Origin of the sequence: Klebsiella sp. ZJOU C1, from assembly GCF_035620215.1 — a bacterium.
Taxonomy (GTDB): domain Bacteria; phylum Pseudomonadota; class Gammaproteobacteria; order Enterobacterales; family Enterobacteriaceae; genus Klebsiella; species Klebsiella variicola.
Map to the genome: position 1 here is coordinate 4,934,123 of NZ_CP141644.1, position 14,529 is coordinate 4,948,651.

15 protein-coding genes are annotated in these 14,529 nt (G+C 55.2%); 11 read left to right on the forward strand and 4 right to left on the reverse strand.

Annotated elements, in window-relative coordinates:
- Window positions 1-7 precede the first annotated feature (7 nt).
- From mreB to SPE70_RS23690, 3 genes are all read right to left on the reverse strand, one after another.
- Window positions 8-1,051: a rod shape-determining protein MreB gene (gene mreB / locus SPE70_RS23680; RefSeq protein ID WP_002918653.1), complete on the reverse strand. Its 1,044-nt coding sequence runs from the start codon at window positions 1,049-1,051 to the stop codon at window positions 8-10.
- Window positions 1,052-1,356: 305 nt separating this feature from the next.
- Window positions 1,357-3,297, reverse strand: coding sequence for an RNase E specificity factor CsrD (gene csrD / locus SPE70_RS23685; RefSeq protein WP_012540450.1), 1,941 nt, complete (start codon window positions 3,295-3,297; stop codon window positions 1,357-1,359).
- A gap of 79 nt (window positions 3,298-3,376) precedes the next feature.
- A complete protein-coding gene (locus tag SPE70_RS23690) occupies window positions 3,377-3,568 on the reverse strand; it encodes a hypothetical protein (RefSeq protein ID WP_032691257.1) in 192 nt (63 codons plus the stop codon).
- A gap of 228 nt (window positions 3,569-3,796) precedes the next feature.
- Here SPE70_RS23690 and msrP point away from each other — a divergent pair, with 228 nt between their 5' ends.
- The 10 genes from msrP (at window position 3,797) to fis (ending at window position 12,263) form a co-directional block, all read left to right on the forward strand.
- On the forward strand, window positions 3,797-4,798 hold the full coding sequence (msrP, locus tag SPE70_RS23695; RefSeq protein ID WP_012540448.1) for a protein-methionine-sulfoxide reductase catalytic subunit MsrP: 1,002 nt from the start codon (window positions 3,797-3,799) through the stop codon (window positions 4,796-4,798).
- The gene (msrQ, locus tag SPE70_RS23700) at window positions 4,798-5,397 is read left to right on the forward strand and encodes a protein-methionine-sulfoxide reductase heme-binding subunit MsrQ (protein ID WP_012540447.1); all 600 of its coding nucleotides are present in this window, start codon (window positions 4,798-4,800) and stop codon (window positions 5,395-5,397) included. The genes msrP and msrQ overlap by 1 nt, the downstream gene beginning before the upstream one ends.
- 232 nt (window positions 5,398-5,629) lie before the next feature.
- Window positions 5,630-6,082 carry a type II 3-dehydroquinate dehydratase gene (gene aroQ / locus SPE70_RS23705; RefSeq protein WP_012540446.1) on the forward strand — a complete coding sequence of 151 codons (453 nt, stop codon included), beginning with the start codon at window positions 5,630-5,632 and terminating at the stop codon, window positions 6,080-6,082.
- 22 nt (window positions 6,083-6,104) lie between these two features.
- Window positions 6,105-6,572, forward strand: a complete 468-nt coding sequence (gene accB, locus SPE70_RS23710) for an acetyl-CoA carboxylase biotin carboxyl carrier protein (RefSeq protein ID WP_008806696.1) — start codon at window positions 6,105-6,107, stop codon at window positions 6,570-6,572.
- Window positions 6,573-6,582: 10 nt separating this feature from the next.
- A complete protein-coding gene (gene accC / locus SPE70_RS23715) occupies window positions 6,583-7,932 on the forward strand; it encodes an acetyl-CoA carboxylase biotin carboxylase subunit (RefSeq protein WP_008806697.1) in 1,350 nt (449 codons plus the stop codon).
- Window positions 7,933-8,042: 110 nt separating this feature from the next.
- Window positions 8,043-8,285 carry a YhdT family protein gene (locus SPE70_RS23720; RefSeq protein WP_012540445.1) on the forward strand — a complete coding sequence of 81 codons (243 nt, stop codon included), beginning with the start codon at window positions 8,043-8,045 and terminating at the stop codon, window positions 8,283-8,285.
- Entirely contained in the window at window positions 8,275-9,726 is a 1,452-nt protein-coding gene (gene panF / locus SPE70_RS23725) for a sodium/pantothenate symporter (RefSeq protein WP_012540444.1), read from the forward strand. The genes SPE70_RS23720 and panF overlap by 11 nt, the downstream gene beginning before the upstream one ends.
- Before the next feature lie 11 nt (window positions 9,727-9,737).
- Window positions 9,738-10,619: a 50S ribosomal protein L11 methyltransferase gene (gene prmA, locus SPE70_RS23730; protein ID WP_008806699.1), complete on the forward strand. Its 882-nt coding sequence runs from the start codon at window positions 9,738-9,740 to the stop codon at window positions 10,617-10,619.
- Between the two features lie 357 nt (window positions 10,620-10,976).
- Entirely contained in the window at window positions 10,977-11,942 is a 966-nt protein-coding gene (dusB, locus tag SPE70_RS23735) for a tRNA dihydrouridine synthase DusB (protein ID WP_008806700.1), read from the forward strand.
- Between the two features lie 24 nt (window positions 11,943-11,966).
- Window positions 11,967-12,263: a DNA-binding transcriptional regulator Fis gene (fis, locus tag SPE70_RS23740; RefSeq protein WP_000462905.1), complete on the forward strand. Its 297-nt coding sequence runs from the start codon at window positions 11,967-11,969 to the stop codon at window positions 12,261-12,263.
- A gap of 84 nt (window positions 12,264-12,347) precedes the next feature.
- Here fis and envR read toward each other — a convergent pair whose 3' ends face one another.
- Complete coding sequence (gene envR, locus SPE70_RS23745) at window positions 12,348-13,001, reverse strand: acrEF/envCD operon transcriptional regulator (RefSeq protein WP_039102587.1); 654 nt, start codon at window positions 12,999-13,001, stop codon at window positions 12,348-12,350.
- Window positions 13,002-13,379: 378 nt separating this feature from the next.
- On the opposite strand from envR, the gene SPE70_RS23750 reads away from it, so the two are divergent.
- Window positions 13,380-14,519: an efflux RND transporter periplasmic adaptor subunit gene (locus tag SPE70_RS23750; protein WP_008806702.1), complete on the forward strand. Its 1,140-nt coding sequence runs from the start codon at window positions 13,380-13,382 to the stop codon at window positions 14,517-14,519.
- The last annotated feature ends 10 nt before the right edge of the window (window positions 14,520-14,529 follow it).

Below are 14,529 nucleotides of genomic sequence, written 5' to 3' on the forward strand. Positions count from 1 at the left end.
AGGCTGACTACTCTTCGCTAAACAGGTCGCCGCCGTGCATGTCGATCATTTCCAGCGCCTTGCCGCCGCCACGCGCTACGCAGGTCAGCGGATCTTCAGCAACCACGACTGGAATACCGGTTTCTTCCATTAACAGACGGTCCAGGTTGCGCAGCAGCGCACCACCGCCGGTAAGAACCATCCCGCGCTCGGAGATATCAGAAGCCAGTTCCGGCGGGCACTGCTCCAGAGCAACCATGACCGCACTCACGATGCCGGTCAGCGGCTCCTGCAGCGCTTCAAGAATTTCGTTGGAATTCAGGGTAAAGCCGCGTGGTACGCCTTCCGCCAGGTTACGGCCGCGAACTTCGATTTCACGCACTTCATCGCCCGGGTAAGCCGAACCGATTTCGTGTTTGATACGCTCAGCGGTCGCTTCACCGATCAGGGAGCCGTAGTTACGACGCACGTAATTAATCACGGCTTCGTCGAAACGGTCGCCGCCGATACGCACGGAAGAAGAGTAGACCACGCCGTTCAGGGAAATAACCGCGACTTCGGTAGTACCGCCGCCGATATCGACAACCATAGAACCGGTCGCTTCAGAAACCGGTAAGCCTGCGCCAATCGCTGCCGCCATCGGCTCTTCGATCAGGAAGACTTCACGAGCGCCAGCGCCCTGCGCGGATTCACGGATCGCACGACGCTCAACCTGGGTGGCGCCAACCGGTACGCACACCAGCACGCGCGGGCTCGGGCGCATAAAGCTGTTGCTGTGCACTTGTTTGATAAAGTGCTGCAGCATCTTTTCCGTCACGAAGAAGTCAGCGATGACGCCGTCCTTCATCGGGCGAATCGCCGCGATATTACCCGGGGTACGGCCGAGCATCTGCTTCGCTTCATGACCTACGGCGGCGACGCTTTTCGGCGATCCGGCACGATCCTGACGAATGGCCACCACGGAAGGCTCATTCAATACGATGCCTTGTCCTTTTACGTAAATAAGGGTATTCGCGGTACCCAGGTCAATGGACAGGTCATTGGAAAACATGCCACGAAATTTTTTTAACATACTAAGGGATAATCCTGAAAGCTGGGGCGGAAAACAAAATCCGCTTACTTTACCAACCACACGCAGCAGCGACAAGGCGCAAAAATCACCTGCTGCGGTGAAAATTAGTGCAGTTCATTTCCTTTGTTACAAATTTTTCCGACTCCGTTCATTGCTGAAATCTTCAGCAGCGCTCCACGCCTGAATTTGTAACCTGTCAAAGGAGGGTCACTGGCATTTACATTGCGATGATCCGGCGAGTAGACAAGCACACCCCCTTCACGATGGCGCGCGTTATTCTACGTGAAATCACGCTAAACGGCAGATCAAACCGAGTATCTTTGCGAATATTTTTTCACATTTGTGTCAAGTGGCTGTGAGGCCGCAAAAAATTCCCCCTGACCGCCTGTGACACCGCATTGGGACAGCACTAACCACTCGCTGCGGCTGCGTACGCCCGTCGCAAAAACTTGCATAGGCATGCCTTTGCAGGCTTCCACCAGACTTTGCACCAGCAGCTGGTTCTCACTGCGCTTTTCAATGTTGCGCGCCAGCCCAGGATGCAGTTTGATCAACTCCGCATCCAGCTGCTTGATCCAGCTGGTTCCCACCAGGGTTAGTCCCGCCTGAACGACCGCCACCCGAACGCCCAGGGCGTTAACCAACCGCATAACCGGCTGCAGACGGCCGATATATTGACAAACATCTGCCTCCGCAAGTTCAAAAATAATCCGCTGACGCTGCGATTTTTCACACTGCATTAAGGCATCGCGCAGCCAGCGCTGAAAACGGGGACGGATCAGCGACTCCACCGACAGCTGTAACGCCAGGTTTTCTTCAGGCCAGAAGCCTAAAAATGGCAGCAGGCGCGTCACCTGCAGGCGGTCATACTCCTCCGCCAGACCAAACTGCAGCACCATCGGCATGTACTCGGCGGCGATCACCTCTTCTTTACCGTCGTACATCCGCGACATCAGTTCACGGTGATGCACCCGGCCATCGCGGGTAACGGCAGGTTTTTGGTACAACCGCGGTCCCCCGCGGCTCAGCATCTGTTCGATCAGCGTCCGCCAGCGAACGTTGCCGCGACCTTTCTCAGGAAGGGTGTCATCGTAAACCGACCAACTATTGCTACCCTGCAGCACCGCGTTGCGCGTTGCCGCTTCCGCGTGCTCCATCACCTGCGCTGTCGATTGCCCGCTGCGGAAAGCACAGATCCCGATATGCATCATATCGTCGCGATCGAGAATGCGCGTCGGCGGCAGTGCGTCCATGGCCTTCAGCAACAGCCCGGCGATACTATCCGCCTCTTTTAACGTGCGGTGCGGCAGCAGCACGGCGAAGTCGCTACGGTGATAGCGCGCCAGTAGCGCGCCGGGATAACGCATAATAAAGGTAGAGAGCAGGTTGATAAGCGTGAAGTAATGCTCTTCGGCGGCCGCCCGTCCCCAGTTGTCCCGTAGCAGATCGAACTCCGGCAGACGGATCATCATGACGATGCCGTAGGCGCCCACTTTCTCCTGGTCTTCCAGCAGCGTGGCCAGCTGATTATCAAAGAACAGGCGGTTATTCAGGCCCGTTTTAGAATCCTGTGCCGCATAGGAGCGAATCAGCGTATCCATACGGCTGCGCTGATCGCTGGCGAATTGCAGCTCCGACAGCAGCATATCCAGCGCGCTGCTGGTGCTGGCTGGCCATTCATAGACCGATCCGCGCACCTGCGGCCCGCGCTCGCCGCTCAGGATGCGCGTGGAACGCAGCTCAAGCAGCTCCTGACCAGCCAGCTGGCGGCGGATCCAGCGGACGGCGAAGAAAATAATCACCACCATAAAGCCGATGGAGATCGACAACGGGGCCGTAATCGACAGCGAGCGGAAATAGTTCACCATTGGGTCAACGTAGACCAGATGCAGAGTGATACCGGGGTGTTTAAGCGACGGGACCGTGATCTCACGGAATTGCTCATGGCTGCCAAGCGGGCGGTAGCTGTCGGTTCGGGAGTGGCTGTAGAGTGGTTTGCCGTTAAGCATGAAATCGATATGCACGATCTCGAGCGGCGTCATCAGCTCATCCAGCTGCGGCTCAAGCTGATCAAAAGAGGTGGTGATGAGCCGGTTGTCCAGCATGGTCGCCACCGCCTGAACCCGGTTTTCGACCTTGTTCTCAATGCCGTTATAAAAACTCAGCGAAGCGCCAATCAGCGTGACAAAGATGGTCAGGCTAGTTAGCAGCGTGATAAAGGCTGAGAACTTCGTCGTTAATCGCATCCCTGTGTTAACTCCGCGAGTGAATGACTGCCCGATGAACCATCAGGCTCCCGTGCTGGCGCGCGCCTTGCCGCTAGCATTAACCTTTTAAAGCGCGACGCATACTATCAAAGATGGCGAGTCTGGCAATGGAATGCGTATTATCGGCGAAAGTATGCCGATAGCGAGTATAGTCGGCAGAAAAAATTTGCCAATCATTGCCCGCCTGCGGCCTGCGCCAGAAGCGCTTTAATTTTAGACGCAGGATGGCAAACCCGCGCCAGCGACGCAAATTATTACCGGTTTACCGTTTGGCCTGCTTGCCGCCCTCTTTTCCCTGCTAAAGATGCCGGGTCATGCGCGGTAAAGGAAACGTCTTGCGCCACTTTCCGATGATTCCTGGACGACCGCGCCTCTGCTTCGGCGGCGGCTCCTCATCCTAATCTGCAATTTTTCGTGACATATTCGCGATAAATCGTCGTCTCCGTCATGCTTAGGGAAACGCATGACGGAGGACACCATGAAAAGAAAAAAACTGACGGAAGCCGACGTCACGGCCGAATCCGTTTTTATGCTCAAGCGGCGCCAGGTGCTGAAAATGTTGGGTATCAGCGCGACGGCGCTTTCGCTTCCCGCCGCCGCGCAGGCCGATCTGCTGGACTGGTTTAAAGGAAATGACCGCCCGCCGGCCCCGGCGGGCAAGGCCCTGGACTTTGCTAAACCCGCCGAGTGGCAGGCTAATCTGACGCTCACCCCGGAAGATAAGGTCGCCGGTTACAATAACTTTTATGAATTCGGCCTAGATAAAGCCGACCCGGCGGCGAACGCAGGTAGCCTGCGCACCGATCCCTGGACACTGACCATCGGCGGTGAAGTGGCGAAGCCGCTGACCCTTGACCATGACGATCTGACCAAACGCTTTCCGCTGGAGGAGCGCATTTACCGTATGCGCTGCGTGGAGGCCTGGTCGATGGTCGTTCCCTGGGTCGGTTTCCCGCTGCATAAACTGTTGGCGCTGGTGGAACCCACCAGCAACGCACGCTATGTCGCCTTCAAAACCCTTTACGCCCCGGATCAAATGCCCGGGCAGAAAGATCGTTTTATCGGCGGGGGACTTGCTTATCCTTACGTGGAAGGGTTGCGACTTGACGAAGCCATGCACCCCTTGACGCTGCTTACCGTCGGCGTGTATGGCAAAGCGCTGCCGCCGCAGAACGGCGCGCCGATCCGCCTGACCGTGCCGTGGAAGTACGGTTTTAAAGGCATTAAATCCATCGTCAGCATTGAGCTGACGCGCGAGCAGCCGCCGACCACCTGGAATCTGGCGGCGCCGGACGAATACGGCTTCTTTGCCAACGTTAATCCCCATGTCGATCATCCCCGCTGGTCGCAGGCCAGCGAGCGGTTCATCGGCTCAGGCGGTGTGCTCGATGTGAAACGTCAGCCGACGTTGCTGTTTAACGGCTATGCCGACGAGGTGGCCTCACTGTATCGTGGTATGAACTTGCGGGAGAACTTCTAGTGCGTTTCACCGTCAAACAGATCGCGTGGTTGAAAGTCTTCCTCCACCTGGCGGGGTTTTTACCGCTGGTCTGGTTGTTCTGGGCCGGGCATCAGGGCTACTTTAGCGCCGATCCGGCCAAGGATATCCAGCACTTTACCGGCAGGATGGCGCTTAAATTTCTGCTGGCGACTCTGCTGGTCGCCCCGCTAGCGCGCTATGCAAAGCAGCCATTATTGATTCGCATTCGCCGCCTGTTAGGTTTATGGTGTTTTGCCTGGGCGACGCTGCACCTGACCAGCTACACCTTGCTGGAGCTGGGCATTAACAATCTGGCGCTGCTGGGCTCGGAGATTATCAATCGCCCCTATCTGACGTTAGGCATGATCTGCTGGGTGATCCTGCTGGCGCTGGCGGCGACTTCGACGCAGGCGATGCAGCGAAAACTGGGCCGTCGTTGGCAACTTTTGCACAATTTCGTCTATCTGGTGGCGATCCTCGCGCCGATTCACTACCTGTGGTCAGTGAAGATCGTCTCGCCGCAGCCCATCATTTATGCCCTGCTGGCGGTGGTGCTTTTGGCATGCCGTTATAAGAAGTTCCGCCAGTGGTGGCGCTGAATCCGGTAATGTGCAGTTTCCCGCAGATCTTTTATCAACCGCGACTCTTTTTACGATAGCGGTTGATAATCTTCCCTGATAAGACCAGTATTTAGCTGCCAATTGCTACGAAATCGTTATAATGTGCGACTTTGGTTTTCCTGACGGGGTTTTCTGACCCTGAAAAGGTGACAAGGGCGCATTGAAGGTATATGTTGTTTTTTACCCGAAGATGGCAGGAGATCGCCACACGATGGCTGACAAGTTTCACATTTTGCTTTTGAATGGTCCAAACATTAACATGCTCGGTACCCGCGAGCCTGATAAGTATGGCACCCTCTCGCTGGCTGAAATTGTTAACCGTTTGACATCTGAGGCGGCGGCGCTGAATGTGAGCCTGGATCACCTGCAGTCCAACGCGGAGTATGCGTTAATCGACCGAATTCATCAGGCTAAAGACAACGTGGACTATATCCTGATTAATCCGGCCGCGTTCGCGCATACCAGCGTAGCAATCCGTGACGCGTTGCTTGCCGTGAACATCCCGTTTATCGAGATTCACTTGAGCAACGTGCATGCACGCGAACCCTTCCGCCAGCACTCATACCTGTCAGATGTCGCCGCTGGCGTCATTTGCGGACTGGGGGCGGACGGCTATTCATACGCTTTACAGACGGCGGTAAAACGCCTGTCACAATCACACTAAACAAAGAGTACGGAACCCACTCATGGATATTCGTAAGATTAAAAAACTGATCGAGCTGGTTGAAGAATCAGGTATCTCCGAACTGGAAATTTCTGAAGGCGAAGAGTCTGTTCGCATCAGCCGCTCTGCACCGGTCGCAAGCTATCCGGTTATGCAGCAGGCTTATGCTGCGCCGATGATGCAGCCTCAGGCGCCTGCCGCCGCGGCTGCCGCACCAGCTGCTGCAGCTGAAGCGCCGGCAAAAGCGGAAATCAGTGGTCACATCGTACGTTCCCCGATGGTTGGTACTTTCTATCGTACGCCAAGCCCGGACGCGAAAGCGTTTGTGGAAGTTGGCCAGAAAGTTAACGTGGGCGACACCCTGTGCATCGTCGAAGCGATGAAAATGATGAACCAGATCGAAGCCGACAAAGCCGGCGTGGTGAAAGCCATTCTGATCGAAAGCGGCCAACCGGTAGAATTCGACGAGCCGCTGGTAGTTATCGAGTAACGAGGCGAACATGCTGGATAAAATTGTCATCGCTAACCGTGGCGAGATCGCATTGCGCATCCTGCGTGCCTGTAAAGAACTGGGCATCAAGACCGTCGCTGTGCACTCCACCGCGGATCGCGATCTAAAACACGTATTGTTAGCGGATGAGACGGTCTGTATTGGCCCGGCTCCGTCCGTAAAAAGCTATCTCAACATCCCGGCTATCATCAGTGCGGCGGAAATCACCGGCGCGATAGCGATTCACCCGGGTTATGGTTTCCTCTCCGAGAACGCCAACTTTGCCGAGCAGGTTGAGCGCTCCGGCTTTATCTTCATCGGTCCGAAAGCCGACACTATCCGCCTGATGGGCGACAAAGTGTCCGCAATCACCGCGATGAAGAAAGCCGGCGTCCCGACCGTTCCAGGTTCTGACGGCCCGCTGACCGACGATATGGACGCTAACCGCGCCCATGCCAAACGCATTGGCTATCCGGTGATCATCAAGGCCTCCGGCGGCGGCGGCGGTCGCGGTATGCGCGTTGTGCGTAGCGACGCCGAACTGGCGCAGTCTATCTCCATGACCAAAGCGGAAGCGAAAGCGGCTTTCAATAACGACATGGTCTACATGGAGAAATACCTGGAAAATCCTCGCCACATCGAGATCCAGGTACTGGCGGACGGTCAGGGTAACGCTATCTATCTGGCAGAGCGTGACTGCTCCATGCAGCGTCGCCACCAGAAAGTGGTCGAGGAAGCGCCGGCGCCGGGCATCACCCCGGAACTGCGTCGCTACATCGGCGAACGTTGCGCGAAAGCCTGTGTGGATATCGGCTACCGCGGAGCGGGCACCTTCGAGTTCCTGTTCGAAAACGGCGAGTTCTACTTCATTGAAATGAACACCCGTATTCAGGTAGAACACCCGGTTACCGAAATGATCACCGGCGTTGACCTGATCAAAGAGCAGCTGCGTATTGCAGCTGGCCAGCCGCTGTCCATCAAGCAGGATGAAGTGGTCGTCAGAGGCCATGCGGTGGAATGCCGTATCAACGCCGAAGACCCGAACACCTTCCTGCCGAGCCCGGGTAAAATTACCCGCTTCCACGCGCCGGGCGGTTTTGGCGTGCGCTGGGAGTCTCATATCTACGCCGGTTACACCGTACCGCCGTACTATGACTCCATGATCGGTAAACTGATCTGCTACGGCGAAAGCCGTGACGTGGCGATTGCCCGCATGAAGAATGCGCTGCAGGAGCTGATCATCGATGGCATCAAAACCAACGTCGATCTGCAGATGCGCATTATGAGCGACGAGAACTTCCAGCATGGTGGCACTAACATCCACTATCTGGAGAAAAAGCTCGGACTGCAGGAAAAATAATCCTGTATTTGCTGCAAAAGGCCGGTTAATCCGGCCTTTTTTCTTTTTCTCTCCCCTCGACTTTTCCATGCGGTACAATCCCCGCTTTCTTCATCCTCAAGGGACAAAAAATGGACAAACGCTTTGTTCAGGCCCATAAAGAAGCGCGCTGGGCGCTGTGGCTGACCCTTCTCTATCTTGCCGCCTGGCTGGCGGCGGCCTATCTGCCGGGCGTCAGTATCGGTTTTACCGGCCTGCCCCACTGGTTTGAAATGGCCTGCCTGCTGGTGCCGCTGCTGTTTATACTGCTGTGCTGGGCGATGGTGCGCTTTATCTTCCGTGATATCTCTCTGGAGGATAACGATGCAGCTTGAGATTATCGTGGTGCTGATCGCTTATCTGTTTGTGGTCTTCGGGCTGTCGATTTACGCGATGCGTAAACGCAGCACCGGGAACTTCCTTAGCGAGTATTTCCTCGGCAGTCGATCGATGGGGGGGTTTGTATTAGCCATGACCCTCACCGCCACCTATATTAGCGCCAGCTCGTTTATAGGCGGCCCCGGCGCCGCCTATAAATATGGGCTGGGTTGGGTACTGCTGGCGATGATCCAGGTACCGACGATCTGGCTCTCTCTCGGGATCCTCGGCAAGAAGTTCGCGATCCTGGCGCGACGCTACAATGCTATTACCCTTAACGATATGCTGCAGGCGCGCTACCAAAGCCGCGCGGTGGTATGGATTGCCAGCGTCAGCCTGCTGGTGGCCTTTGTCGGGGCCATCGCGGTGCAGTTTATTGGCGGCGCGCGCCTGCTGGAAACCGCTGCCGGGATCAAGTACGAAACCGGTCTGCTGATCTTTGGGATCACCATCGCGCTGTATACCGCTTTCGGCGGCTTCCGCGCCAGCGTACTCAACGATACGATGCAGGGAATGGTGATGTTGATCGGGACGATCGTCCTGCTGGTTGGTGTCGTCCATGCTGCCGGCGGCCTGCATCAGGCGGTGGACACACTGCAGCGGATCGACCCACAGCTGGTGTCGCCGCACGGTGCGGATGATATCCTGTCCCCCACCTTTATGACCTCGTTCTGGGTGCTGGTTTGCTTCGGCGTTATCGGCCTGCCGCATACCGCCGTACGCTGTATCTCCTATAAAGACAGCAAAGCCGTGCACCGCGGGATTGTCATTGGCACGATCGTCGTGGCGATTCTGATGTTCGGCATGCATCTCGCCGGCGCTCTTGGCCGCGCCGTCCTGCCGGGCCTCACCGTGCCCGATCTGGTGATCCCCACGTTGATGGTCCAGGTGCTGCCGCCGTGGGCTGCAGGACTGTTTTTAGCCGCGCCGATGGCCGCGATTATGTCGAACGTGAACGCCCATTTACTGCAGGCATCGGCTACGATCATTAAAGATCTGTGGCTCAGCGCGCAGCCAACAAAAAAACGCAATGAGCAGAAGCTCAAGCGGATCTCAACGATCGCCACCTTAGTGCTGGGTATATTAATGATGCTGGCCGCCTGGCGGCCGCCGGAAATGATTATCTGGCTCAATCTGCTGGCCTTCGGCGGCCTGGAAGCGGTGTTTTTATGGCCGTTGGTGCTGGGCCTTTACTGGGAGCGAGCAAACGCTGCCGGGGCGCTCAGCGCGATGTTGGTGGGCGGCGTGCTGTATGCCGTGCTCGCGACGTTTCATATTCAGTTCCTGGGCTTCCATCCTATCGTGCCCTCGCTACTGCTAAGTTTGTTGGCTTTTGTCGTCGGGAACCGTTTCGGCCAACCCGTCCCGCCAGCCCCTGTGATGACTACTGATAAATAAAGAGTTTTGCTATGCCATGGATCCAACTGAAACTAAATACTACCGGCGCGAACGCAGAAGATCTTAGCGATGCGCTGATGGAGGCCGGATCGGTCTCCATCACCTTCCAGGATACGCACGATACGCCGGTATTTGAGCCGTTGCCCGGGGAAACCCGGCTGTGGGGCGATACCGACGTGATCGGCCTGTTCGATGCCGAAACCGATATGAAAGCGGTCGTTGCCCAACTGGAGCAGCATCCGCTGCTCGGCGCCGGCTTTGCGCATAAAATTGAACAGCTGGAAGATAAAGACTGGGAGCGCGAGTGGATGGATAACTTCCACCCGATGCGTTTCGGTGAGCGCCTGTGGATTTGTCCGAGCTGGCGCGATGTCCCCGATGAGAACGCGGTCAACGTGATGCTTGATCCGGGACTGGCTTTTGGTACCGGCACTCATCCCACTACCGCCATGTGTCTGCAGTGGCTCGACGGCCTCGACCTGCAGGGCAAAACCGTTATCGATTTTGGCTGCGGTTCCGGCATCCTGGCGATCGCCGCCCTGAAACTGGGTGCCGCTAAAGCTATCGGGATTGATATCGACCCACAGGCCATCCAGGCCAGCCGTGATAACGCCCAGCGTAACGGCGTCTCCGAGCGTCTTGAATTGTATCTGCCGCAGGATCAGCCAGAAGCCATGAAAGCCGATGTCGTGGTCGCAAACATCCTCGCGGGCCCGTTACGTGAGCTGGCCCCATTAATCAGCGTCCTGCCGGTTACAGGCGGCCTGCTGGGCCTTTCCGGCATTCTGGCAAGCCAGGCGGAAAGCGTCTGCGAAGCCTACGCCCCGCTCTTCACCCTCGACCCGGTGGTGGAGAAAGAGGAGTGGTGCCGGATCACCGGCCGGAAAAACTAAGCACAATGCGGCCTGCGGGCCGCATTTTTGTTTCCAGTAGCCACCAAATAATGCCTGGAAATGAGAGGCAGATCGCACTACAGAGTACTTTTTTGGCTACAAAAACAGCGTTTTATGCCGTCAGGCAGCGAGTTTATCTAAGAAAAATCGAGAAGTTTTACGATTTTATAAATGGACACAAATTACCCATCATCAATTAAAGTAATGATTAATATAAGTATTTATTCATCGCTTTTACGCTAGTCCCGGATTCATTGATCTGCAACAGAGGATTGCTCAAAGTTTGGCCTTTCATCTCGTGCAAAAAATGCGTAATATACGCCGCCTTGCAGTCACAGTATGGTCATTTCTTAACTCATGCGCATCGGACACCACCAGCTCAGAAATCGCCTGATCGCAGCGCCCATGGCTGGCATTACTGACAGACCATTCCGGACGCTGTGCTATGAGATGGGAGCGGGTTTAACCGTTTCCGAGATGATGTCCTCTAATCCACAGGTGTGGGAGAGCGACAAGTCCCGTTTACGGATGGTGCATATTGATGAGCCCGGTATTCGTACCGTGCAAATCGCCGGTAGCGTACCGGAAGAGATGGCTGCAGCCGCGCGGATTAACGTGGAAAGTGGCGCCCAGATTATAGATATCAATATGGGATGCCCGGCGAAAAAGGTGAATCGCAAGCTTGCAGGTTCAGCCCTCTTGCAGTACCCCGAGCAGGTGAAGTCAATCCTGACGGCGGTCGTCAACGCGGTGGACGTTCCTGTGACTCTCAAGATTCGCACCGGTTGGGAACCGGAACACCGTAACTGCGTAGAGATTGCCCAACTGGCCGAAGAGTGTGGCATTCAGGCTCTGACTATTCACGGACGCACCCGCGCCTGCTTGTTTAACGGAGACGCTGAGTACGACAGTATTCGGGCAGTTAAGCAGAAAGTTTCCATTCCGATTATCGCGAATGGTGACATTACTGACCCGCTTAAAGCCAGAGCTGTGCTCGACTATACAGGGGCTGATGCCCTGATGATAGGCCGTGCAGCTCAGGGAAGACCCTGGATCTTTCGGGAAATCCAGCATTATCTGGACACTGGAGAGCTGCTGCCCCCGCTGCCACTGGCAGAGGTTAAGCGCTTGCTTTGTGCGCACGTTCGGGAATTGCATGACTTTTACGGTCAGGCAAAAGGGTACCGAATCGCGCGTAAACACGTCTCCTGGTATCTTCAGGAACATGCTCCAGATGACCAGTTTCGGCGCACATTCAACGCCATTGAGGATGCCAGCGAACAGCTGGAGGCGTTGGAGGCATACTTCGAAAATTTTGCGTAATAGAAATAAAGAGCTGACAGAACTATGTTCGAACAACGCGTAAATTCTGACGTACTGACCGTTTCTACCGTTAACTCTCAGGATCAGGTAACTCAAAAACCCCTGCGTGACTCGGTTAAACAGGCACTGAAGAACTATTTTGCTCAACTGAACGGTCAGGATGTGAATGACCTGTATGAGCTGGTACTGGCTGAAGTTGAACAGCCCCTGTTGGACATGGTGATGCAATACACCCGTGGTAACCAGACCCGCGCAGCCCTGATGATGGGCATCAACCGCGGTACACTGCGTAAAAAACTGAAAAAATACGGCATGAACTGATACTAGTCAGTTGCTTGCTTGATATAAAAGGCGCTCTTCGGCATGGGGAAGCGCCTTTTTTATTATCTGCGCCGACAAAACACATTACTGATTCACTACCCGCAGTACAGGCTCCTGCGATAAACGAGCAGCACAGACCACCGCCATAATATTATCCACCAGCGCAGGTGCCTGCTGATACAGATCGAAGCGTTGCGGTTCAAGCAGCCAGTTTTTAATCAAGCCGGAAAAGGCGCTATGTAAAACAATTAATATCACGTCGATATTTGTTTCGGCTGGCAATATATTGTTACGCACACAGCGCTGCAGAATGCCGCCAATAACGGAATAGTTAAATCCAATGCGTTGGCGAATTTCGCTCTCCGATAACATATCGCTGGCAAACTCACAGCGTTGATAAAGGATTTGCATCAGGGCACGCTGGCGAGGATTCTCAGCAATATAGCGCAGGCCGGCAATAAATCGCTGGCGCAAATCTTTTAAGGGCTCCTGCTCATTCCTTGTCGCCAGGTTTTGCTGAATCAAATCCCTGAGCGGCGGCTGCTGCTGCCACATCTCATTAAACAACTCGGTCTTACTGGCAAAATGCCAGTATACGGCACCGCGAGTCACCCCCGCCGCATCAGCGATATCCGTCAGGGTCGTATTGATCACCCCCCGCAGGGCGAACTGCTGGATCGCGGACTCAATCAGGAGCTGCCGCGTGCGCAGCGCCTCCTCTTTGGTTTTTCTCGCCATATAAGATCTCAGTTCCCGATTAACAGGCAATATAGATTTTTCTGAAGATCCCTTAATCTAACATTCGGTGCATAATATTATTTAGCAAAAATGCAGACAAGCTAATTCTGATGTAGAAAACCAACGAATCACCTTAATGAATATTAATAGCCAACTCATTCATTAAAACAATGTCTGTTTATTATGTTTTACAATTAAGATAAATAGTAAAAACAGATCGGCCATTTTTTTGTTTTTGCGTGCCTTGCTGATTGCTTAAAAATAAGTATCTCTTACATCCAATGGCGTTTATTTGTAGGATGGCAAACTGCTTTTTGATTCCCTCTTTCTTTCACAGATTCGCCGCCGAATTTGGCACGTAATCTATAAGGAACCGCAATGACAACTCACGCCAGAGTGACACTTTTATCCGGTTTAATTATCTCTGCCTTGTTGCTTACCGGCTGCGATAATTCGGGCAACCCGCAACCCCATGCACAGGCGCCGCAGGTGACGGTCCATGTCGTGAACAGTGCGCCGTTGTCGGTCACCACCGAACTGCCAGGCCGCACTTCTGCTTTTCGCGTGGCGGAAGTCCGCCCCCAGGTGAGCGGTATCATCCTGAAGCGTAACTTTGTTGAAGGAAGTGATGTCGAAGCAGGTCAGTCGCTCTATCAGATCGATCCGGCAACCTATCAGGCCGCCTGGAACAGCGCGAAAGGCGATGAGGCCAAGGCCGAAGCCGCAGCCGCCATCGCCCATTTGACGGTGAAACGCTACGTTCCACTGCTGGGTACCAAATATATCAGCCAGCAGGAATACGATCAGGCGGTGGCCACCGCACGCCAGGCCGACGCCGACGTCATCGCCACCAAAGCCGCCGTAGACACCGCCCGTATCAACCTGGCCTACACCAAAGTGACCTCCCCCATAAGCGGGCGCATCGGCAAATCGAGCGTCACCGAGGGCGCGCTGGTCACCAACGGTCAGTCGGATGCCCTGGCCACCGTCCAGCAGCTCGACCCCATCTATGTCGACGTGACGGAGTCCAGCAATGACTTTATGCGCCTTAAGCAGGAAAGCCTGCAGCGCGGCGGTGATACAAAAAGCGTTGAGCTGGTGATGGAGAACGGCCAGGCCTATCCGCTTAAAGGGTCGCTGCAGTTCTCTGACGTCACTGTCGATGAAAGCACGGGCTCTATCACGCTACGCGCTATCTTCCCTAACCCGCAGCATGCCCTGCTGCCGGGGATGTTCGTCCGTGCTCGCATAGACGAAGGTGTCGATCCGCAGGCCATCCTGGTGCCGCAGCAGGGAGTGACCCGCACGCCGCGGGGCGATGCCTCCGTGATGTTGGTGAATGACAAAAACCAGGTTGAAACCCGGGAAGTGGTCGCGACTCAGGCCGTTGGCGATAAATGGCTCATCACCAGCGGGCTGAAGCCGGGCGATAAAGTGATTGTCAGCGGCTTACAGAAAGTCCGTCCAGGCGTCACCGTCAAAGCGGAAGCGGAGCGTGCGGCACCGGCCGCACAATAAGGATACTCAG